The sequence below is a fragment of the Bradyrhizobium sp. HKCCYLRH2047 genome (assembly GCF_051168175.1).
Taxonomy (GTDB): Bacteria; Pseudomonadota; Alphaproteobacteria; order Rhizobiales; family Xanthobacteraceae; genus Bradyrhizobium.
The window spans coordinates 587,280-607,255 of the sequence record NZ_JBNPUM010000004.1 but is presented as its reverse complement, the minus strand read 5'-3'; the positions used below and the strand labels follow the sequence as shown (position 1 = coordinate 607,255).

The window sequence follows — 19,976 nt, the reverse complement described above, 5'->3', positions numbered from 1 at the left end:
CAATTGCTCCGCTCAGTGCGCGAGGATCGCCAGCAGCAGCAGGGCCACGATGTTGGTGATCTTGATCATCGGGTTCACGGCAGGGCCGGCCGTGTCCTTGTAGGGGTCGCCGACGGTGTCACCCGTCACCGCCGCCTTGTGGGCATCCGAGCCCTTGCCGCCGAAGTGGCCGTCCTCGATGTACTTCTTGGCGTTGTCCCAGGCGCCGCCGCCCGAGGTCATCGAGATCGCCACGAACAGGCCGGTGACGATGACGCCGAGCAGCATGGCGCCGACGGCGGAGAACGCCGCCGACTTACCGGCCGCGCCGCCGCCCGCGATCGCGTAGATCAGGAAGTAGACGACGATCGGCGACAGCACCGGCAGCAGCGAGGGGATGATCATCTCCTTGATCGCCGCCTTGGTCAGCAGGTCGACAGCCTTGCCGTAGTCCGGCTTGTCGGTGCCCTGCATGATGCCCGGCTTCTCGCGGAACTGCCGGCGCACCTCCTCGACGATCGCGCCGGCGGCACGGCCGACCGCGGTCATGCCCATCGCGCCGAACAGATATGGCAGCAGGCCGCCGAACAGCAGGCCAACCACGACGTAGGGGTTGTTCAGCGAGAAGTCCGGCTTGATGCCGGCGAAGTAAGGATGCTTCGCGGAGTCGGCGATGAAGAACTGCAGGTCTTGGTTATAGGCCGCAAACAGCACCAGCGCGCCGAGACCGGCGGAGCCGATCGCGTAGCCCTTGGTGACCGCCTTGGTGGTGTTGCCGACCGCGTCGAGCGCGTCGGTCGACTTGCGGACCTCCTTCGGCAGGCCGGCCATTTCGGCAATGCCGCCGGCATTGTCCGTGACTGGACCGAAGGCGTCGAGCGCGACGATCATGCCGGCCAGCGCCAGCATCGTCGTGGTCGCGATCGCGATGCCGAACAGGCCGGCGAGGCTGTAGGTGACCAGGATGCCGGCGATGATCACGATCGCGGGCAGCGCGGTCGATTCCATCGAGATCGCGAGGCCCTGGATCACGTTGGTGCCGTGACCCGTGACCGAGGCCGAAGCGATCGACTTCACCGGGCGGAAGTCGGTGCCGGTGTAGTATTCGGTGATCCAGATGATCAGGCCGGTCACGACGAGGCCGACGACACCACAGACGAACAGCGCGGTGCCGGTGTAGTCGACGCCATCGAGCTTGCCGAAGCCGATCAGCCACGCAATGGCAATCGCGACGCCGGCGAGCGAGAGCACGCCGGTCGCGATCAGGCCCTTGTACAGCGCGCCCATGATCGACTGGCTGGCGCCGAGCTTGACGAAGAAGGTGCCGGCGATCGAGGTGATGATGCAGATGCCGCCGATGGCGAGCGGCAGGGTCATCATGTTGGCGAGCAGCGATGACTTGGCGAAGAAGATCGCAGCCAGCACCATGGTGGCGACCGCGGTCACCGCGTAGGTCTCGAACAGGTCGGCGGCCATGCCGGCGCAGTCACCGACGTTGTCGCCGACGTTGTCGGCGATGGTCGCGGGGTTGCGCGGATCGTCCTCAGGAATGCCGGCTTCGACCTTGCCGACGAGGTCACCGCCGACGTCGGCGCCCTTGGTGAAGATGCCGCCGCCGAGACGGGCGAAGATCGAGATCAGCGATGCGCCGAAGCCGAGCGCGACCAGCGCGTCGATCACGGTGCGGCTGTCGGGCGCGAGCTTCATGAAGCCGGTGAGAACGCCGAAGTAGATCGTGACGCCGAGCAGCGCCAGACCCGCGACGAGCAGACCGGTGATGGCGCCGGCCTTGAAGGCGAGCTCGAGGCCGCCTGCGAGCGAGGTGGTCGCAGCCTGCGCGGTGCGGACGTTGGCGCGCACCGACACGTTCATGCCGATGAAGCCGGCGGCGCCGGAGAGGATCGCGCCGATCGCAAAGCCGACCGCCACGAGCATGCCGAGGAAATACGCAAGGAGCACGAAGATCACGACGCCGACGATTCCGATCGTCGTATATTGGCGGCGGAGATAGGCCTGCGCGCCCTCACGCACGGCCGCCGCAATTTCCTGCATGCGCGCATTGCCGGCGTCCGCACCCAGGACCGATGAAGTGGCCCAGATCGCATAGACGATCGACAGCGCTCCGCAGAGCACGATCACCCATAAAGCTGACATTTAGTTTCCTCGGCTCTTTGCTTTTTTGAACTACGTCACGCCGCGATGGTGCGACGCACGCCCCCTATCAGGCCGCTCCGGGCGGAGCCGCCTCGAACATCATGAAGCTTGCCAAAATCGCCATGATGACGCAACGCCGCGACGCCTGAACCGCTCCAAATTCAGACGCTTCTTTGGTCGCATTGTGCGGTGCAAATAGGTGTCAGAAGTGGCTGAAGGACAAACGCGTCAGTGTGACGGGACGGCCCTGCCCGTCCAGGAAGCGCGGGGCTCGCGCCCCTTCGACGATGGCGCCGATGTCCGTGACGGCAACGCCCGCCGTCTCGGCTGCAGCACGGAACGCTGCGCATCGCGCTGCGGGAACAGTGCAGAGGATCTCGTAATCGTCGCCGCCCGAGATCATGCTTTCAAGCTGCGCGGCCCCGACAGCAAGCAGCTTCGCCGCTGCCGGCGATCGTGGAATGTGGGACAGCGCGATGTCGGCGCTCACGGAAGAGGCGGCGCAGAGCTTGGTCAGGTCGCCTGCGAGGCCATCAGAGACGTCCATCGAGGCGGTCGCACAGTCTCTCACGGCCGCCGCCAGTGCATTGCGCGGCTGCGGCGTGCGATAACGACCGATCAGCATATCCCGCGCGGCGGGATCGTCGGCCAGCGCCGTAGCCTCGGCTGTGCCCGTCAGCATGCGCAGACCGAGCGCGGCATCACCGATCGTCCCGGTGACCATGACCCGGTCGCCGGGACGCGCGCCGAAGCGATGCACCATCCGGCCCCTGGGCACCCGCCCCCAGGCCGCAATCGAGATCATCACGGGACCGGGCGTCGACACGGTGTCGCCGCCGAGCAGCGGACAGCCGAACGCGGCGGCGTCCTCGCCGAGGCCACGCGCGAACTGCGTCAGCCAGGCGTCGTCCTTCTCGCGCAGCGCGAGCGTCAGGACGAAGCCAGCGGGCACGGCGCCCTTGGCGGCGAGATCGGACAGGTTCACCCGCAGCGCCTTGCGCGCGATGGTGTCGGGGGGATCGTCGGCGAGATAATGGACGCCTTCGACGATGGCGTCGGTCTTGACGACGATGTCGTCCCCATCGGCGGGAATGATCGCAGCGTCGTCGACGAGACCGAACGCGCCGGGGTCGGTCGCCAGCGGCTTGAAATAGCGGGCAATGAGGGAGTCTTCGCCGGAGGGGTTTTGGGTCACAGCCCCCCTCCCCGCTCTCCGCTGTCATCGCCCGGCTTGCCGCCTTCGCTAAAGCTTCGGCGCGCCCTTGCATTCGTCGCCGCGCCGGAGCCGATAGACGAAGGCGGGACCGGGCGATCCAGTACGCCGCGCTCGTCTCTGGAATGCTGGATCACCCGCTTTCGCGGGTGATGACAGTCGAGGAAAGACACTGGCATCGCACCGGTTCGCAGCGATCGTGCTCCGGCGCCCCCCATCGCTACTTCGGCCCCATCTCGTCGCCGCGGTATTGCCGGGCGAGTTGCTCCAGCACGGCGTTGACCATGCCGGTCTCGTCGCGCTCGACGAAGGCATGGGCGATGTCGACATATTCGGACACGACGACCTTGGCCGGCACGTCCTTGCGCCGCTCCAGCTCATAGGCGCCGGCGCGCAGCACGGCGCGCAGGATCGCCTCGATCCGCTGCAGCGGCCAGCCGCGCTCCAGCGCCGCGTCGAGCACCGGATCGATCTTGGTCTGGTCGCGCACCACGCCGGAGACGATGTCACGGAAGAAGGCAGCCTCCGCCGGCAGATACTGCTCGCCCTCGACCTCGTTGCCGAGCCAATGGCTCTCGAACTCGGCCAGCACGTCGTTGATGCCGGCGCCAGCAATGTCCATCTGGTAGAGCGCCTGGACGGCGGCGAGCCGCGCCGCGCCACGGCGGTTGGCCTTGCGGTCGTTGTTGGCGCGGACCGGGCCCTTGAACGGTCTGTTGCTGCTCTCGGCCATGTCAGCCTCGCGCCAGACGGCGTTTGATGCGCAGCACGGCAAGCGCGGCGCGGGCGGCATCACCGCCCTTGTTCATCTCGGAGAGGCGGGCGCGCGCCCACGCCTGGTCCTCGTTGTTGACGGTGAGGATGCCGTTGCCGAGCGGCAGGCCGCGCGCCACCGACAGATCCATCAGGGCTCGCGAGGACTCCTGCGACACGATCTCGAAATGGATGGTGTCGCCGCGGATGACGCAGCCGAGCGCGATCGCCGCATCATAAGGCTTGCCGTTCTTGGCGGCAGCATCGAGCGCAATGGCAATAGTCGCCGGAATCTCCAACGAGCCGGTGACGGTGAGAACATCATAGCCCACGCCCGCCGCCTTCAGCTCGGCGGTGGCGCCCTCCAGCAGGGCGTCCTGAAGGTCGTCGTAGAAGCGGGCCTCGACGATCAGCGCCCGGGCGCCGGAGATGTCGGTCTGGTCTTTGAGCGGCGCGCGCCGTGCGTCTGCCATGGTTCTGTTTCCATTGTCTCCAGGTGCCTCGCCCCAAGGGAGCGGCGATCCGGCCGCGTCGCGAAGGGCGAGATGAAATCGGCCTCATGCCGCGAGACGACACATCGGCGCCTCCTCGCCACGAGGGCTGGCCTTGTAGGCGCGGGCGCCCGCAAAGCCAAGACGGAAAGCCCCCTTCGAGGCTACTTCATTTCCGTGAGGCGCGCGGCATAGCGCGCCATCAGGTCGACCTCGAGATTGACCTCGCTGCCGGCCTGCCAGGACGACAGCGTCGTGACCGACAGCGTATGCGGAATGATCAGCACCGAGAAGGCCAGTTCGTCGACGGTGTTGACCGTGAGCGAGACGCCGTCGAGGGTGACTGAGCCCTTGGTGGCGATGAAGCGCGCCAGATCCCGCGTTGTCTTCAGCACGAACCGCGCCATATCCGGCAGGTCGTCGCGGCTGACGATGGTCGCGATGCCATCGACATGGCCTGCGACGATGTGGCCACCGAGCTCGTCGCCGATCTTCAGGGCCCGCTCGAGGTTCAGCTTTGTGCCGACGCGCCAGTGCTTGGCCGTGGTCAGTGCCAGCGTCTCTGCTGCGGCGTCGACCTCGAACCAGGTCTTCCCATCGGTGACGCCGGACTGCACGACCGTGAGGCAGACGCCATTGTTGGCGATGGATGCGCCATCGGCGATGCTGGCCTGGTCATAATGGCAGGCAATGCGCAGCCGGTGCAGCTTGCCCTCGGTCCGCGGCGTCAGGCTGGCGATCTCGCCGATGTCGGTGACGATGCCGGTAAACATTACGCGCGCTCGTAAATCGTAAGGGTGTCGGGATCGAGCGTTTCGCTAGCACGAACGCGATAGGCCGGCGACTGCGTGATTGCGGTCAGCGGCAATGCGTCCAGCGCAGCGATGCCGTCGGCCCCGATCTCGCCGGGACCGCGCAGCAGCCAGATTTCATCGACCAGGCCACTCGCCATGAAGGATGAGGCGACGCGGCTGCCGCCCTCGATCATCAGGCGGGTGATGCCCTTCTCAGCCAGCGCCTTGAGCACGGCGGGGAGCTCCAGCGCCGAGGGCTCGGCCTGCGGCGGCACGCCGATCACCTGGGCACCGGCAGCACCGAGCTTAGTCGCCGCCGCGGGCTCGGCAAGCGCTGACGCGACCATCCAGAGCGGCGTGGTTCGCGCTGATTGCACCAAACGGCTGGTCATGGGCAGCCGCAACATCGGATCGAGCACCACCCGGACCGGCGAGCGGGGCTCCATGCCGGGCAGCCGGCAGGTCAGCAGCGGATCGTCGGCGATCGCGGTGCGCACGCCGATCAGGATCGCGTCGCTTTGGGCACGCAACAGATGCACGCGCGTCCGCGCCGCCTCGCCGGTGATGGCGACCGGCTTGTTGCCGCTGGCCGCGATCTTGTCGTCGGCCGAGACGGCAAGCTTCAGGATCACATGCGGCCGGCCATCGCGGATGCGGCGGAAATGGCCGGCATGGTCACGCCTCGCGTCCGCAGAGCAGAGGCCGACTTCGACCTGGATGCCGGCAGCGCGGAGCTTCGCATGCCCCTGCCCTGCGACCTCGGGATTGGGATCCTCGATCGCGGACACGACGCGGCTGATTCCGGCTGCGATGACGGCATCGACGCAAGGCGGCGACTTCCCGAAATGCGAGCATGGCTCCAGCGTCACATAGAGTGTGGCGCCCTTCGCGGCCTTGCCGGCGCGATTCAAGGCCTCGGGCTCGCCATGAGGGCGTCCACCGGGCTGGGTCCAGCCGCGGCCGATGATGACGCCGTCCTTGACCACGACGGCGCCGACCGCCGGGTTAGGCCAGGTCCGCCCCTGCCCGCGACGGCCGAGCGACAGCGCGAGCTGCATGAAGCGGCGGTCGGCGTCCTTCTGCGCCTTCAGCTTCTCGCCGACCTGATCGACCAGGACCCGGAAGATCATTTGCGGACCGGCGCCAGCCGCGGCGTCTCGTCCTCGGCCGAGAGCTCGCCGAGCACGGCCTCGAAGTCCTTGGCCTCCCGGAAATTGCGGTACACCGAGGCGAAGCGGACATAGGCGACGTCGTCGAGATCGCGCAGATGCTCCATCACGATCTCGCCGATCGCCTCCGAGGACACCTCGGACTCGCCGCCGCTCTCGAGCTCGCGCACGATCGCCGAGACCATCTTCTCGACCCTTTCAGGATCGACCGAACGCTTGCGCAGCGAGATCTGCACCGAGCGCATCAGCTTGTCACGGTCGAACGGAACGCGGCGGCCATTGCGCTTGATGACGGTGAGTTCGCGCAGCTGCACCCGCTCGAAGGTCGTGAAGCGGAAGTTGCAGGTGACGCAGACCCGCCGCCGCCGGATCACCGAGGAATCCTCGGTGGGGCGGGAGTCCTTCACCTGCGTATCGAGGCTGTTGCAGCTCGGGCAGCGCATTGTGGCTTCAAGCCTTACTGATAGATCGGGAACCGGTCGGTCAGCGCCTTCACCTTCGCCTTGACCGCAGCTTCCACCAGCGGCGCGCTGCCGTCCGGCGCCTGCGCGATCGCGTTCAGCACCTCGGCGATCAGGCTGCCGACCTGCTGGAATTCAGCGACGCCGAAGCCACGGGTGGTCGCGGCAGGCGTACCGAGTCGCAGGCCGGAGGTGACGAACGGCTTCTCGGGGTCGAACGGAATGCCGTTCTTGTTGCAGGTGATGCCGGCGCGGACCAGCGCCTTCTCCGAGACGTTCCCCTTCAGGCTCTTCGGCCGGAGGTCGACCAGCATCAGATGGTTGTCGGTGCCGCCGGAGACGATGTCGAAGCCCTGGGCGCGCAGCGATTCCGCCAGCGCCTTCGCGTTCTCGACGATGTTCTTCGCGTAGACCTTGAACTCGGGCCGCAGCGCCTCGGCAAAGGCCACCGCCTTGGCCGCGATCACGTGCATCAGCGGGCCGCCCTGCAGGCCCGGGAAGATCGCCGAGTTGAACTTCTTGGTGAACTGCTCGTCGTTCCACAGAATCAGGCCGCCGCGCGGACCACGCAGCGACTTGTGCGTGGTGGTCGTGGTGACGTGAGCGTAGGGCACCGGGGAGGCATGGACGCCACCCGCAACGAGACCGGCGAAGTGCGCCATGTCGACCAGCAGATAGGCGCCGACGCTGTCGGCGATCTCGCGGAAGCGCTTGAAATCCCACGGGCGCGAATAGGCGCTGCCGCCAGCGATGATCAGCTTCGGCTTGACCTCCTCGGCCTGCCTGGCGACCGCATCCATGTCGATCAGGTGGTCGTCGCGGCGCACGGTGTAGTGCGCGGCCTTGAACCACTTGCCGGACATGTTGACCGGCGAGCCGTGGGTCAGATGGCCGCCGGCGGCGAGGTCGAGGCCCATGAAGGTGTCGCCGGGCTGCAGGAGCGCCAGGAACACCGCCTGGTTCATCTGGCTGCCCGAGTTCGGCTGGACGTTGGCGAAATTGGCGCCGAACAGCTTCTTGGCGCGGTCGATCGCGAGGTTCTCGGCGACGTCGACCCATTCGCAGCCGCCATAATAGCGCGCGCCCGGGTAGCCCTCGGCATACTTGTTGGTCATCACCGAGCCCTGGGCTTCCAGGACCGCGCGGCTGACGATGTTCTCCGAAGCGATCAGCTCGATCTCGTGTCGTTGCCGACCGAGTTCACCCTTGATGGCGGCAGCGATCTCGGGATCGGCCTCGGCCAGGGTGGCGGAGAAGAAGGAATCGACTGACGAGGCGGGCTTGGCGCTGGAAGCGGTCATCGGCGGAATATCTCCACGTCCGCAAGGCCTTGGGCGGCCGGCGGTCGGTTCAGTGAAGGCGGTCGGAAAAGACCCCTGCCCTTACCATACGGGCGGCGGCAGGCCAAGGGACAGACCAAGCGGTTGCGGGTCAAACCGGATATTTGCGCCAGATATGGTGGACGGCCGCTGGAGCAAGCCCCCTGCTCAGGCCCCGCCACAGGAGTGCCAGCTTTCCGACATCTGCCAGGTTTTCTTGGTCCGGAGATTGGTCGCCTTGTAGATTCGTCCCCGGTCATCGCCGGGCGGGCATTTCTTCGGCTTCCAGACGGTGCAGAGCCGCACGGGATCGCCCAGTTTGGAATGCGCGACGGCGGCATTCCATGCCGAGTCGATCTGCTCGGCGCCGTTCTGGTACAGCACGTGGACGCCCTGATCCATTATGGGCTCACCATACTCGTCGAGCTTCTCGCCGAGCTTGAACGGGGTCGGCGACAGCGGCTCATCGAACCGACCAGCAATTTTCGTGATCGTCGTCTCCGCGCAGGCTCCAACTCGGGCCAGTGCTTCTCGACTGTTCGGTCCCTTCTGGGGCCAGACCGTCTCAGCCATGCTCCTCGTGGGCAGACTCAGCTCTCCCACGCGAAGGCCAAGAGTCCCGCCGTGGCAATAACTCGGGACACCAAACGCATCGATTCCCCAAAAACAAACAACCTGCATGAAACCGGACGGTCTCATACAGGTTGTCGGTATCATGAGGCAAGCGTCGCGCGAGCCATCGCGCGCCGACGACATCAGAGGCCGGTGTAGCCGGCCTTCACCGGATCGACGCGGCCGTCGAGCTGGCGCAGGTAGGTCAGGCCGCACACCGTGAGACGATGCGGGTCACGCTCGCCGGCTTCGAACAAGGTCTGGATGTAGGCGCTGACCTTGCGCCGCGCTTCCTCGCTGGCCGCCGCGGTGCGGTTCGCCAGCAGGTCGTAGGTATGCATGATCCGATCGATGGCAGCTTCCATATCATCCCCTCTTGATGGTCAGGCCGCAGAGGCCATCTCGAACATCGAGATCGCCTTGTTCGCGAGTCTGAGCTTGTTGAATTCTCCGCGGTGAATCAGCTGTACGATCATGTCGACGAGCTGCTCGTTCGGCGTGATGGTATCCGTCATCGCCCCCGACAGCCGCAGGTAGTTGGCCGCGATCGCATAGGCGTCGCTCACCAGCTCCACGTTCATGACCTGCATTCCGTAATCGTGCAGCATCACCCGACCTCCGCGGGAGACAAGTCCGAGAGGCGATATTGGTTCCAGTTCGGAGTGGATGTTTTTCGCAACAGCGAACGAAGTGAGCCACGACAAAAGAAAAAAGCGCCGGCCCAGCAGGGGCCGACGCAAGGTCGAACTCAGAGGATCGAGGGCTGTCCGGTCTTGGCTCTCGATGTCTGAGGCCGGATCAGCCGAAACGATGAAGCCGGCTCAGAGACGATACAGGATCTGGTCGGTCCAGAACCGCTCGAGGCGGTGCAGCGACTTGTTGAGCGTTGAGAACTCCTCGCTCGAAATGCCGCCGACCTGCTCCACGGTCTTGACGTGCTTCTGATACAGCGAGTCGACGATGCGGCGGATCTCCTGGCCCTGGGGGGTCAGGCGGATGCGGACCGAGCGGCGATCGACGCGCGAGCGCTGGTGATCGAGGAAGCCGAGCTCGACGAGCTTCTTCAGGTTGTAGGAGACGTTGGAGCCGAGATAGTAGCCGCGCGTGCGCAGCTCGCCCGCGGTCAGCTCCTTGTCGCCGATGTTATAGAGCAGCAGCGCCTGGACCGAATTGATGTCGGAACGACCACGGCGGTCGAACTCGTCCTTGATGACGTCGAGCAGGCGGCGATGCAGCCGCTCCACCAGCGTCAGAGCTTCCAGATAGAGCGACTGGACGGTGCCGCCCTGGCCCGGCGCAGCAGTCTCCACGGCCGTCGCAACGGCTTTCATCATGACACTTCCCCTGTCGTCGTTTTTGTCGACTTATTCGACGAAACTTTTGTCCCGTCTGATAGAACGAACTTAAGGGGCGTGCTTTGAAGATCGCCTTAAATAAGAGCATAAAGAGAGAATGAATCGCGGAGAGTGAATCCTCTTTTAATTCAGTAATTACAGAGGCTTTTGCAATAGTCCGTTGACGGTCGAGGCGCGATGTTCGCGCTCTGTTTCACCCACCTGTCGCATTACAAAACACGCTTGGGTAGCGCCGCTAAGGTCTCTGTAACAGCTGTGGCAGGCGCTCTTAAGGTGTTCGAAACATTACTTGCATGGCGCTGAAAAGATTTACAGCGTGCAACGAATTTTCCTCACCACCTACGGTGGCCGCTCGCGGGCCGCCATCCAGGCCAGCACGAGGTAGGCGGCGAGCATGATCGCCTCGCCCGCGACCACCAGCAGATTGCCGCCATAGATGCCGGGGAACATCAGCTCGATGACCGCCATCGACACGACCGTGGTGAGCCACACCACCGCGCCCCACGGCGTCGCCAGCCACAGGCCGACCGCGGCGACGAGTTCGATCACCGCGAAATAGACCGTCGCCGCCTGCCAGGCCATCGCCTGGTTCTCGAACGCGTCGTCCTCGCCGCCGATGAAGCCGGTCACCTGGGCCCAATGATAAAGGCCCTTGGCGATCGAGAGCATGGCCATGACCCGCAGGAACAGCACCAGCCGCCGCGTCCAGACATTATCGTCGCTCTCGCGCCGATCCGAGGACATGGCGGCAATCGACATGGCGGCGTTGTCACGCGCCAGATCTCGCGCCGAGGGAATCTCAGCCATGGCAGCTCGAGCAGAACAGGCAGGTCGTCATTGGGGCCTCTCAAGACCAGGAGCATGGCGATTCTTGGCCGGCCGGCACCGTGAAATCAACCGGGCCGGAAATCAACCGGGCCGCTTGCGTCAGGTCAAGTGACGGGCGGCGGCCGAAGTGCTACAGATTGTTGGAATTACAACAAATCAAATCCTCCGGCTCGCCGGCCAGCTCAAGGAGCCAGCACCCCATGGCGATCAAATTCGGGCGCCCGATCGACCTGCGCGACACCGCGCGCAACCCGGCCACTGCACCGACACCGGCGCTCGATCTCACCATCCGCCCCCGCCGCAACCGCAAGGCCGAGTGGGCTCGCCGGCTGGTGCGGGAGAACGTGCTCACGACGGACGATCTGATCTGGCCCCTGTTCGTGGTGCAGGGCGACCGGACCCGCAGCACCGTCGCCTCGATGCCGGGCGTGGAACGGCTCAGCGTCGACGAGATCGTCCGCGATGCCGAACGCGCCGCCAAGCTCGACATCCCCTGCATCGCGCTGTTCCCCTACACCGAGCCGTCGCTGCGCGACGAGCACGGCTCCGAGGCCTGCAACCCGGACAACCTGGTCTGCCAGGCGGTGCGCGCGATCAAGAAGGAGTTTCCGGAGATCGGCGTGCTCTGCGACGTCGCGCTCGATCCGTTCACCAGCCACGGCCATGACGGCTTGATCCGGGACGGCCGCATCCTCAACGACGAGACGGTCGCGGTGCTGGTGCGCCAGGCCCTCGTGCAGGCCGAGGCCGGTTGCGACATCATCGCGCCGTCGGACATGATGGACGGCCGGGTCGGCGCGATCCGCCAGGCGCTGGATCAGGCCGGCTTCCTCGACGTGCAGATCATGGCCTATGCGGCCAAATATGCCTCCGCCTTCTACGGCCCGTTCCGCGACGCGATCGGCTCGGCCAAGACGCTCACCGGCGACAAGCGGACCTACCAGATGGACAGCGCCAACTCCGACGAGGCGTTGCGCGAGGTCGAGCTCGACATCGCCGAGGGCGCCGACATGGTGATGGTGAAGCCGGGCATGCCCTATCTCGACGTCGTCAGGCGCGTGAAGGACACCTTCAGCATGCCGACCTTCGCCTATCAGGTGTCGGGCGAATACGCGATGATCGCGGCGGCCGCCAACAATGGCTGGATCGACGGCGACCGGGCGATGATGGAGAGCCTGCTCGCCTTCAAGCGCGCCGGCGCCGACGGTGTGCTCACCTATTTCGCCCCGCAGGCTGCCGAGCGGCTGCGGCAGCAGCGCTGAGCGGGCGCCTCGGGATCTGGGTCTGCGGCGGTCTTCCGGGCGCGCCGACTATGTGCGCGCGCCGGCTTACAAGCGGGCTTGCAAATCGCGAAATCGCCGGAAATTTGCCGCGCCCCATGCACGAACGGCTCTTGCAAGCGGAAGTGGGGTTCCCATGTCCTCTGAGCCAATCCGGAGGGCAGATTCATGGCGTATACGGGTTCAAGCGATAGCAATGGCGGTGCCGGTGCCCGGCCGCACGCCTACGACCCCTATCAGCAGCCGGAATTGTTTCGCGGTGTGCTGACGCGGCGGATGATTGCATTCCTGATCGATCTCCTGGTGCTCTCCGTCCCGGTGATCCTGGCGGTGATCTTCATCGCCGTGTTCGGCCTGGTCACGCTGGGGCTCGGCTGGGCGTTGTTCTGGCTGGTGTCGCCGGCCGCGGTGATCTGGGCGATCGTCTACTACGGCGCCACGATCGGCGGCCCGAGCTCGGCGACGATCGGCATGCGGGTGATGGATCTGGAGCTCCGGACCTGGTACGACGCGCCGGGCTACTTTGTGCTCGGTGCCGTGCATGCGGTCTGCTTCTGGATCTCCGTCTCGGTGTTGTCGCCGCTCGTGCTGCTGATCGGACTGTTCAACGGCCGCCGCCGGCTGCTGCACGACTTCGTGCTCGGCACCGTCGTGATCAACACGTCGGTGCGCTCGCAGCTGGTTGAACCGGCTCGCACGTGATGAGACGTCAGGTGGCGCAGCAAAAGCGATTGACCGGCCGCCTCCGGAGCGCAATTCTGTTGATGATCGCCTCGGAGGCTCACGACGTTCCTTGACCCAGCATTCGCGTGACACCCCGCAATTCTACCTGACCGCGCCATCGCCCTGCCCGTATCTGCCGGGCCGGCAGGAGCGCAAGGTGTTCACGCATCTGGTCGGCGACAAGGCGACCGATCTCAACGACCTCCTGACCCATGGCGGCTTCCGCCGCAGCCAGTCGATCGCCTACCGGCCGGCCTGCGACCAGTGCCGCGCCTGCGTGTCCGTCCGCGTGATCGCCAACGAATTCCGCCCCTCGCGCAACTTCCGCAAGGTGCTCGCGCGCAATTCCGATCTGGTCGGCGAGCAGCGCAGCGCGGTGCCGACGTCGGAGCAATATTCGATCTTCCGCGGCTATCTCGATCAGCGCCATCGCCATGGCGGCATGGCCGACATGACGGTGCTCGATTACGCAATGATGGTCGAGGACAGCCATGTCGAGACGCGAATCATCGAGTACCGCCGCCGCAATCTGAGCAACGGTCCGAACGCCCGCGGTGGCGAGCTGGTCGCGGTGGCACTGACGGACGTGCTCAGCGACGGCCTGTCGATGGTGTACTCGTTCTTCGACCCGTCGGAGACCACGCGCTCGCTCGGCACCTTCATGATCCTCGACCACATCGCCCGGGCGCGGCGCCAGGGCCTGCCCTACGTCTATCTCGGCTACTGGATCGAGGGCTCGAAAAAGATGGACTACAAGAGCCGCTATCTGCCGCAGCAGCGGCTCGCGGCGGCCGGATGGCTCCGCGTGGATGCCGAGGGCGACACCGCGCCGGAGCCGCAGGAATGAAGAAGCGAATGGCGAATAGGGAGTAGCGAATAGGGATTTGAACGACCGCTATTCGCTACTCCCTATTCGCTACTCGCCTCCATCAACCTATCGCCAGATCCCACACCAGCTTGGCATTGAGCGCGATGATCACCACCGCGATCAGGCTCGCAATCGCCGTCAGCCAGCGCGGCGCCACGAACTGCCCCATCTTGGCGCGGCTCGCGGTGAGCAGCACCAGCGGCACGATGGCGAACGGCAGTTGCAGGCTGAGCACGACCTGACTGAGGATCAGGAGCTGCCCGGTCGCCTTCTCGCCGGCCCAGATCGTCACCACCACCGCCGGCACGATCGCGATCATGCGCGTGATCAGCCGGCGCAGCCAGGGCGCGATCCGCCAGTGGAGGAAGCCTTCCATCACGATCTGGCCGGACAGGGTCGCGGTGATCGTCGAGTTCAGGCCGCAACACAACAGCGCGATTGCAAACAGCGTCGGTGCCAGCGTCGATCCCAGGAGCGGCGCCAGGAAGGAATGCGCCTGGTCGAGCTCGGCCACGTCGCGCTGTCCGGTACGGTGGAACGTTGCCGCCGCCAGGATCAGGATCGAGGCGTTGATCGTCAGCGCCAGGCACAGCGCGATGGTGGAATCGATCGTGGAAAGCGTGATCGCCTCGCGCTTGTCCTCCGGGCTGTCGCCGTAGCCGCGCGTCTGGACCAGGCCCGAATGGAGATACAAATTGTGCGGCATCACGGTCGCGCCGAGAATGCCGAGCGCCAGATAGAGCATCTCCGGATTGGCGATCAGCTGACCGCTGGGCACGAAGCCCTTCACCACCTCGGCCCAGTCGGGCTCGGCCATCGCGATCTGGATCGCGAAGCACAGCGCGATGATGCCGAGCAGCGCGACCACGAAGGCCTCGATCCAGCGAAAGCCGAACGCCTGCAGCGCCAGGATCAGGAAGACATCGAGCGCGGTGACGCAGACGCCGATCGACAGCGGCAGCCCGAACAGCAGGCTGAGACCGATCGCCGTGCCGATCACCTCGGCGAGATCGGTGGCGGTGATCGCGATCTCCGCCGACAGCCACAGCGGCACCGAGACCCAGCGCGGGGTGGAGTCGCGACAGGCCTGGGCGAGGTCGCGGCCGGTGGCGACGCCGAGCCGCGTGCAGAGCGACTGCAGCACGATCGCCATCAGGTTGGACAGCAGCGCGACCGAGAGCAGGACGTAGCCGAATTTGGAACCGCCGGCGAGCGACGTCGCCCAATTGCCGGGGTCCATATAGCCGACGGCGACAAGGTAACCGGGTCCGAGAAAGGCCAGCAGCTTCCGCCAGAGCGACCCTTTTGTTGCGGTTCGTACCGTCGCGAACATGTCGCCGAGCGACGGATCGCCGCGCTCGCCGCGCCAGCCTGCGTTCATCAGGCGGTCGCTCGGCGGAACCATGGCGTGCAGTTGCGAAAGGTCTGACGATTTTGCGTCCATGACATCATCCTGGACGAAACCGAGCTTTAATGCAACTTATTTGCAAGTGCGTCTCCCGCCTATGGCTGCGCCTCGCAGAGAGGCTAGAAATCCTCCGATACCGCTTCATCATCGCGAGAGCCTGTTGCTGCCGATTCGCGCGCGGCCCTCGCGGCGTGCCGCCGGCGACGGGTGCCACTGCCCCACTGACGGGATCCAACATGCTCTCCCCCCAACTCGGTCTCCGACCGGTCACGAACGCGCCCGTGCCCTGCAAGATCTGTGACGGTCCTGCCTCTCTCTACGGCGTGGTCGACATGAACCGCCCCTGCCAGACGGCCCATGCACATCGCCCGCCGCTGGCCGGCGTGCCGATCTACTACCGGCGCTGCTCGGATTGCGGCTTCCTGTTTACGGACGCCTTCGACGACTGGGGCATCGAGCAGTTCAAGACCCACATTTACAACGACGGCTACGAAGCCGTGGATCCAGACTATCGGATCAAGCGGCCAACCGACAATGCGGCGGCCGTGGCCCGCTTCTGGGCGCCGCACAAGGCCGGGATGCGGGTGCTCGACTTCGGCGGCGGCAACGACCTGTTCTGCACCGGCCTGCGCGCTCAAGGCTTTGCCGAAGCGGTCACCTATGATCCGATGGTGGCCGAGCACGCGACCCGCCCCGATCGCAAGTTCGATCTCGTGACCTGCTTCGAGACCCTCGAGCACGTGCCCGATCCGCTGGCGACGATCGGAGCCATGGCGGCCTGCGTGGCCGAGCCCGGCGCGGTGTTCTACTCCACATTGACCCAGCCGGACGATTTCGACAGCCAGGGCATGTCCTGGTGGTACGTCGCGCCGCGCAACGGCCACATCTCGATCTACACCCAGCATGCGCTGGCGCTGGCCTGGCACCGGTTCGGCTTCAAGACGGCGCCGCTGAATGCGGGCACGCATCTGGCGTTCCGCACGCTGCCTCCGGAATGGGGATTGGCCGAGGCACCGACCGCGGCATAGGCCGTCCGCCGCGCGAGGGGCGATGCAGGAGATCAGGAAGCGGGTGGGCGCAAGGAGGCGGCGTAGTGATGATGGCCGCATCATCACAACAGGTTCCTGTTCATGTCTCCCTCCGCCCTGCCCGCCGCCTTCCACCGCCTCGCCTGGTCGAACTTCACCGCGCAATCGGCCGAGCAGATCGCGCTCGCCGCAGCACCGATCGTCGCGGTGCTCGCGCTCGGTGTCGGCGAGGGCGAGACCGGGTTGCTGCAGACGGCGCTGACCGCGCCCTTCGTGCTGTTCGCGATCCCTGCGGGGCTGCTCGCCGACCGGATGCCGAGACGGCTGCTGATGGCCATGGCCGAGACGCTTCGCGCGCTGGCGCTGCTCGCGATCCTCATCGCCTTGGCGGCCGGCGTGCTCACGCTGCCGCTGCTGGCGGCGCTCGGATTCGCAGCGGTGTGCGGCACGGTCGTGTTCAGCGTCGCCGCGCCGGCCGTGGTGCCGAGCCTCGTCGCCCCGGCCCAGTTGGCGCCTGCCAATGCGCGCATCGAGCTTGCCCGCACCATCGCCTTTGCGGCGGGGCCCGCGCTCGGCGGCGTGCTGGTCGGCTGGATCGGCGGCGCGCCCGCCTTCGGCTGCGCCGCGGCGCTCTCGCTGGCCGCAGCCATCTGCCTGGCCGGCATCGCCGAGCCCGCTCGCGCGCCCGTGCCGCGCCGCCATCCGCTCGCCGACATCAGGGAAGGCGCCGCCTTCGTGCTGCATCATCCGTTGCTGCGGCCGGTGTTCGTGACCCAATTCATCTTCAACACGGCGCATTTCCTGCTGCTCGCGGTGTTCGTGCCCTATGCCGTGCACCGGCTTGGCCTGTCGGCGGGAGGCGTCGGCACGGTGTTGTCGATGTTCGGCATCGGCATGGTGTGCGGCGCGCTGCTGGCGACGCGCATCATGCGGCTTCTGCCGTTCGGCACCGTCATCGGGCTCGGCCCCGTCACCGGCTTCACCGCAGCGCTGGTGATGGCGCTCACCACGGTCGTCCCTTCGCCTCTCCTGGCCGCGCTCAGCTTCTTCCTGCTCGGCGCCGGGCCGATCCTCTGGGTGATCTCGACCACGACGCTGCGGCAGTCGGTGACGCCGGCCGGCCTGCTCGGGCGGGTCTCGGCCATCAACATCCTGAGCTACGGCGCCCGTCCGCTGGGCTCGCTGCTCGGCGCGGTCGTCGGCGGCCGCTACGGCGCCGACATCTGTCTCTACCTCGTCGCCGCCATCTTCGGCCTGCAGGCGCTCGTCATCCTCGCCTCGCCGGTCGTCGCGATCGCGCGCCAGCCGGAGCCGCAGCCCGCCTAGCGATAGACCAGGATCGGCACGGTCGAATGCGTCAGCACCTTCAAGGTCTCGCTGCCCAGGATCGCCGACACGCCGCGCAGCCCGTGCGAAGCCATCAGCACCAGATCGCAATGCTGCTTGCGCGCGGTCTCGACGATCGCCTCATAGGGCTTGTCGTGCTCGACGCACAGCGTGGCGCAGGCCACGCCGGCCTGCTCGGCATCGTCCTTCACATGATCGAGATATTTCGCGGTCTGATCGGCCACCAACGACTTGTATTGCGCGAGCGCCTTGGTCGCAGCGTGGGGATCGACGACCAGCGAATGCAGCGGCGTCGACACCACCAGCGCCGTGACCTTGGCGCCGGTCGCCTTGGCGAGCGCGATGCCGTGCTTGATCGCGGCCTTGGACAGATCGGAGCCATCGGTCGGCAGCAGAATATGTTTGTACATGAGCTTTCATCTCCCGGCGGAGAATGCTGGGCAGACTCGCTTCTGCTGGGCATTGACGTGGGTCAAGGGTGCGACATCTCGTCCGCCAGGTAGTTCTCGTAGGCCCGCGTGGCCGAGGCGCTGCCGGCAATGTCCGGATCCAGCGTGAACAGATCCTGCGCGCGGCCGATGCCGCGCAGCGCGTAGCGCCCGGTCGACACCAGATAGCGCCGACCTTCGCCGTCGAGCCCCTCGCAGAATTCGGAGGATGCCAACAGTTCGCGATCGACCGAGCGGCACATCGAGGCGATGCGGCTGACCTCGTTGACGGCCGGTCCCACGACGGTGAAGTCGAGCCGGTCCTCGCTGCCGATATTGCCGTAGAACACCTCACCGACATGCAGGCCGACATAGGCCGAGGTGACAGGCCGTCCCTCGCCGGCGCGCCGTGCGTTCAGCTTCAGGATGTTCAGCCGAAAGCGATGCTCGGCGCGCAGCGCGGCGTGACGGGCCGAGGCCATGTCGCCGCCGGTGAAGATCGCCAGCACGCCATCGCCGATCAGCTTCAGCACGTCGCCACCGGACTCGTAGATCGCGTCGATCGACGCCTCCGCATAGTCGTTGAGCAGCGGGATGATCTCGTCCGGCGAGATGCTCTCGCTGATCGCGGTCGAGCTGCGCAGGTCGGAGAACCACAGCACGGCATTGATGCGCTCGGTGACACCGCGGGAGATGCGGCCGCGCAGCACCTGCTCCGACGCATCGCGGCCGAGATAGACGCGGCCAAGGGTTCGCACGATGTCGACCTGCTGCGCGGATTTGATCGTCAGCGCGAGCAGCGGGACAAGGTCGCGCAATGCGCCGACCTGCGTGTCGGTGAAGCCGCCGTCACGCCGCGTCAGCCAGTTCGAATAGAAGCAGTCCATCTGGCCGAGCGTGCCGGCTTCGCCGAACCGGTGCACGAAGGCGAGATAGTGCCGATGCCCCTGTGCGGTAAGCTCCTCGATGATCGGAAAATCGAGATGCGCACAATTCAGGAAGTCGATGCTGAACTCGTCATGGCCGTTCTCCAGCATGTGGTGGAAGACCGAGCGCCGCCAGTTCTGTGCCGCCTCTCCCTCATTGCTGGAGCCATATTCGAAGCTGTCGGCCTCGTTCGTGTCGAAATCGTTCCAGCGGAAGCCACGCCCCTCGAAGATCGGATGCAGCGTGTCGATGATCGCGAGGCTGCGTGACAATTCGAGTCCGGCCGCGCGGCAGCGCTCGCAGAAGCCGCGCAGGATCTCGTTTTCCGGCATGCCGGTCAGGCTCTGAGCCACGAGCCAGTTCGCCACTTCGAGACGGGTCGCCGTATCCATGGTTTCAACTCACCAACGCGTCACGATCCGGAAAGCTTCAGCCAGGCCGGCTCACCACCTCGCCGTCCTCCTTGGTGAAGGAGGAGACGGGATGATCGAGCAGGTCGAGCACGAGTTCGGACGGGCGGCAGAGCCGCGCGCCCTTGCTGGTCACCACGATCGGCCGGTTGATCAGGATGGGGTGCGCGAGCATCGCCTCGATCAGCTGGTCGTCGGTCCATTTGGGATCGCCCAGCCCAAGCTCGGCATAGGGCGTTCCCTTTTCGCGCAGCACGTCGCGCACCTTGACGCCCATCGCGTTGATCAGCGCGATCAGCTGCTCGCGGCTCGGCGGCGTCTTCAGATATTCGATCACCTCGGGCTCCTCACCCGAGGCGCGGATCATTGCGAGCGTGTTGCGCGACGTGCCGCAGGCGGGATTGTGGAAGATCGTCACGGGCATGGGCT

At 66.0% G+C, this 19,976-nt stretch carries 22 protein-coding genes; 5 read left to right on the top strand and 17 right to left on the bottom strand.

Translation table 11 applies throughout. The features are described from left to right. Positions 1–12 precede the first annotated feature (12 nt). The 13 genes from ACQR1D_RS13135 to ACQR1D_RS13075 form a co-directional block, all read right to left on the bottom strand. Entirely contained in the window at positions 13–2,133 is a 2,121-nt protein-coding gene (locus ACQR1D_RS13135) for a sodium-translocating pyrophosphatase (RefSeq protein ID WP_316181531.1), read from the bottom strand. 202 nt (positions 2,134–2,335) lie between these two features. Continuing rightward, on the bottom strand, positions 2,336–3,328 hold the full coding sequence (gene thiL / locus ACQR1D_RS13130; RefSeq protein WP_316181533.1) for a thiamine-phosphate kinase: 993 nt from the start codon (positions 3,326–3,328) through the stop codon (positions 2,336–2,338). A gap of 238 nt (positions 3,329–3,566) precedes the next feature. Continuing rightward, entirely contained in the window at positions 3,567–4,079 is a 513-nt protein-coding gene (gene nusB, locus ACQR1D_RS13125; RefSeq protein ID WP_316181535.1) for a transcription antitermination factor NusB, read from the bottom strand. A gap of 1 nt (position 4,080) precedes the next feature. Then, entirely contained in the window at positions 4,081–4,572 is a 492-nt protein-coding gene (gene ribH, locus ACQR1D_RS13120) for a 6,7-dimethyl-8-ribityllumazine synthase (protein WP_316181537.1), read from the bottom strand. Positions 4,573–4,754: 182 nt separating this feature from the next. After that, positions 4,755–5,363 carry a riboflavin synthase gene (locus ACQR1D_RS13115; RefSeq protein WP_316237436.1) on the bottom strand — a complete coding sequence of 203 codons (609 nt, stop codon included), beginning with the start codon at positions 5,361–5,363 and terminating at the stop codon, positions 4,755–4,757. After that, positions 5,363–6,514 (bottom strand): bifunctional diaminohydroxyphosphoribosylaminopyrimidine deaminase/5-amino-6-(5-phosphoribosylamino)uracil reductase RibD, encoded by a 1,152-nt coding sequence (gene ribD / locus ACQR1D_RS13110; RefSeq protein WP_434838222.1) that lies wholly within the window; start codon positions 6,512–6,514, stop codon positions 5,363–5,365. Before ribD ends, ACQR1D_RS13115 begins: the two co-directional genes overlap by 1 nt. Beyond that, positions 6,511–6,996 carry a transcriptional regulator NrdR gene (gene nrdR / locus ACQR1D_RS13105; protein ID WP_011927287.1) on the bottom strand — a complete coding sequence of 162 codons (486 nt, stop codon included), beginning with the start codon at positions 6,994–6,996 and terminating at the stop codon, positions 6,511–6,513. The genes ribD and nrdR overlap by 4 nt, the downstream gene beginning before the upstream one ends. A 14-nt stretch (positions 6,997–7,010) precedes the next feature. Continuing rightward, on the bottom strand, positions 7,011–8,315 hold the full coding sequence (gene glyA, locus ACQR1D_RS13100) for a serine hydroxymethyltransferase (RefSeq protein ID WP_316181541.1): 1,305 nt from the start codon (positions 8,313–8,315) through the stop codon (positions 7,011–7,013). 186 nt (positions 8,316–8,501) lie between these two features. Continuing rightward, positions 8,502–8,906, bottom strand: a complete 405-nt coding sequence (locus tag ACQR1D_RS13095; RefSeq protein WP_434838223.1) for a hypothetical protein — start codon at positions 8,904–8,906, stop codon at positions 8,502–8,504. Positions 8,907–9,088: 182 nt separating this feature from the next. Next, positions 9,089–9,310: a hypothetical protein gene (locus ACQR1D_RS13090; protein ID WP_006612770.1), complete on the bottom strand. Its 222-nt coding sequence runs from the start codon at positions 9,308–9,310 to the stop codon at positions 9,089–9,091. 18 nt (positions 9,311–9,328) lie between these two features. Next, complete coding sequence (locus tag ACQR1D_RS13085; RefSeq protein ID WP_315805831.1) at positions 9,329–9,553, bottom strand: hypothetical protein; 225 nt, start codon at positions 9,551–9,553, stop codon at positions 9,329–9,331. A gap of 213 nt (positions 9,554–9,766) precedes the next feature. After that, positions 9,767–10,279, bottom strand: a complete 513-nt coding sequence (ldtR, locus tag ACQR1D_RS13080) for a transcriptional regulator LdtR (RefSeq protein ID WP_008962376.1) — start codon at positions 10,277–10,279, stop codon at positions 9,767–9,769. A gap of 360 nt (positions 10,280–10,639) precedes the next feature. After that, entirely contained in the window at positions 10,640–11,107 is a 468-nt protein-coding gene (locus tag ACQR1D_RS13075; RefSeq protein ID WP_315711435.1) for a DUF6163 family protein, read from the bottom strand. A 221-nt stretch (positions 11,108–11,328) separates the two neighbouring features. Between ACQR1D_RS13075 and hemB the strand changes: the two genes are divergently transcribed. From hemB to ACQR1D_RS13060, 3 genes are all read left to right on the top strand, one after another. Beyond that, a complete protein-coding gene (gene hemB, locus ACQR1D_RS13070) occupies positions 11,329–12,390 on the top strand; it encodes a porphobilinogen synthase (protein WP_315805832.1) in 1,062 nt (353 codons plus the stop codon). 186 nt (positions 12,391–12,576) lie between these two features. Further along, positions 12,577–13,110 (top strand): RDD family protein, encoded by a 534-nt coding sequence (locus ACQR1D_RS13065; RefSeq protein WP_434838224.1) that lies wholly within the window; start codon positions 12,577–12,579, stop codon positions 13,108–13,110. 91 nt (positions 13,111–13,201) lie between these two features. After that, entirely contained in the window at positions 13,202–13,978 is a 777-nt protein-coding gene (locus ACQR1D_RS13060; RefSeq protein ID WP_315720511.1) for an arginyltransferase, read from the top strand. A gap of 82 nt (positions 13,979–14,060) precedes the next feature. On the opposite strand, the gene ACQR1D_RS13055 is transcribed toward ACQR1D_RS13060, so the two are convergent. Beyond that, positions 14,061–15,443: an Nramp family divalent metal transporter gene (locus tag ACQR1D_RS13055; protein ID WP_316181545.1), complete on the bottom strand. Its 1,383-nt coding sequence runs from the start codon at positions 15,441–15,443 to the stop codon at positions 14,061–14,063. Positions 15,444–15,643: 200 nt separating this feature from the next. On the opposite strand from ACQR1D_RS13055, the gene ACQR1D_RS13050 reads away from it, so the two are divergent. Together ACQR1D_RS13050 and ACQR1D_RS13045 are read left to right on the top strand one after the other, a co-directional pair. After that, the gene (locus ACQR1D_RS13050; protein ID WP_315805835.1) at positions 15,644–16,435 is read left to right on the top strand and encodes a class I SAM-dependent methyltransferase; all 792 of its coding nucleotides are present in this window, start codon (positions 15,644–15,646) and stop codon (positions 16,433–16,435) included. Between the two features lie 102 nt (positions 16,436–16,537). Then, positions 16,538–17,761 (top strand): MFS transporter, encoded by a 1,224-nt coding sequence (locus ACQR1D_RS13045; protein ID WP_434838225.1) that lies wholly within the window; start codon positions 16,538–16,540, stop codon positions 17,759–17,761. Here the strand turns inward: ACQR1D_RS13045 and ACQR1D_RS13040 are convergent. From ACQR1D_RS13040 to arsC, 3 genes are all read right to left on the bottom strand, one after another. Then, entirely contained in the window at positions 17,758–18,192 is a 435-nt protein-coding gene (locus tag ACQR1D_RS13040; RefSeq protein WP_315805837.1) for a universal stress protein, read from the bottom strand. The genes ACQR1D_RS13045 and ACQR1D_RS13040 overlap by 4 nt on opposite strands. 62 nt (positions 18,193–18,254) lie before the next feature. Next, complete coding sequence (locus tag ACQR1D_RS13035) at positions 18,255–19,529, bottom strand: adenylate/guanylate cyclase domain-containing protein (protein WP_316181550.1); 1,275 nt, start codon at positions 19,527–19,529, stop codon at positions 18,255–18,257. A 37-nt stretch (positions 19,530–19,566) separates the two neighbouring features. After that, positions 19,567–19,971 carry an arsenate reductase (glutaredoxin) gene (gene arsC / locus ACQR1D_RS13030; RefSeq protein WP_315805839.1) on the bottom strand — a complete coding sequence of 135 codons (405 nt, stop codon included), beginning with the start codon at positions 19,969–19,971 and terminating at the stop codon, positions 19,567–19,569. Between the last annotated feature and the right edge of the window lie 5 nt (positions 19,972–19,976).

Coding starts and splice junctions, on each gene's coding strand:
- ACQR1D_RS13135 (WP_316181531.1), bottom strand. CDS start 2,133: ATGTCAGCTTTATGGGTGATCGTGCTCTGCGGAGCGCTGTCGATCGTC.
- ACQR1D_RS13045 (WP_434838225.1), top strand. CDS start 16,538: ATGTCTCCCTCCGCCCTGCCCGCCGCCTTCCACCGCCTCGCCTGGTCG.
- ACQR1D_RS13035 (WP_316181550.1), bottom strand. CDS start 19,529: ATGGATACGGCGACCCGTCTCGAAGTGGCGAACTGGCTCGTGGCTCAG.
- nusB (WP_316181535.1), bottom strand. CDS start 4,079: ATGGCCGAGAGCAGCAACAGACCGTTCAAGGGCCCGGTCCGCGCCAAC.
- ACQR1D_RS13065 (WP_434838224.1), top strand. CDS start 12,577: ATGGCGTATACGGGTTCAAGCGATAGCAATGGCGGTGCCGGTGCCCGG.
- ribD (WP_434838222.1), bottom strand. CDS start 6,514: ATGATCTTCCGGGTCCTGGTCGATCAGGTCGGCGAGAAGCTGAAGGCG.
- ribH (WP_316181537.1), bottom strand. CDS start 4,572: ATGGCAGACGCACGGCGCGCGCCGCTCAAAGACCAGACCGACATCTCC.
- arsC (WP_315805839.1), bottom strand. CDS start 19,971: ATGCCCGTGACGATCTTCCACAATCCCGCCTGCGGCACGTCGCGCAAC.
- ACQR1D_RS13075 (WP_315711435.1), bottom strand. CDS start 11,107: ATGGCTGAGATTCCCTCGGCGCGAGATCTGGCGCGTGACAACGCCGCC.
- ACQR1D_RS13095 (WP_434838223.1), bottom strand. CDS start 8,906: ATGGCTGAGACGGTCTGGCCCCAGAAGGGACCGAACAGTCGAGAAGCA.
- ACQR1D_RS13115 (WP_316237436.1), bottom strand. CDS start 5,363: ATGTTTACCGGCATCGTCACCGACATCGGCGAGATCGCCAGCCTGACG.
- nrdR (WP_011927287.1), bottom strand. CDS start 6,996: ATGCGCTGCCCGAGCTGCAACAGCCTCGATACGCAGGTGAAGGACTCC.
- ACQR1D_RS13085 (WP_315805831.1), bottom strand. CDS start 9,553: ATGCTGCACGATTACGGAATGCAGGTCATGAACGTGGAGCTGGTGAGC.
- glyA (WP_316181541.1), bottom strand. CDS start 8,315: ATGACCGCTTCCAGCGCCAAGCCCGCCTCGTCAGTCGATTCCTTCTTC.
- ACQR1D_RS13055 (WP_316181545.1), bottom strand. CDS start 15,443: ATGGACGCAAAATCGTCAGACCTTTCGCAACTGCACGCCATGGTTCCG.
- ACQR1D_RS13050 (WP_315805835.1), top strand. CDS start 15,644: ATGCTCTCCCCCCAACTCGGTCTCCGACCGGTCACGAACGCGCCCGTG.
- ACQR1D_RS13040 (WP_315805837.1), bottom strand. CDS start 18,192: ATGTACAAACATATTCTGCTGCCGACCGATGGCTCCGATCTGTCCAAG.
- ACQR1D_RS13090 (WP_006612770.1), bottom strand. CDS start 9,310: ATGGAAGCTGCCATCGATCGGATCATGCATACCTACGACCTGCTGGCG.
- ldtR (WP_008962376.1), bottom strand. CDS start 10,279: ATGATGAAAGCCGTTGCGACGGCCGTGGAGACTGCTGCGCCGGGCCAG.
- hemB (WP_315805832.1), top strand. CDS start 11,329: ATGGCGATCAAATTCGGGCGCCCGATCGACCTGCGCGACACCGCGCGC.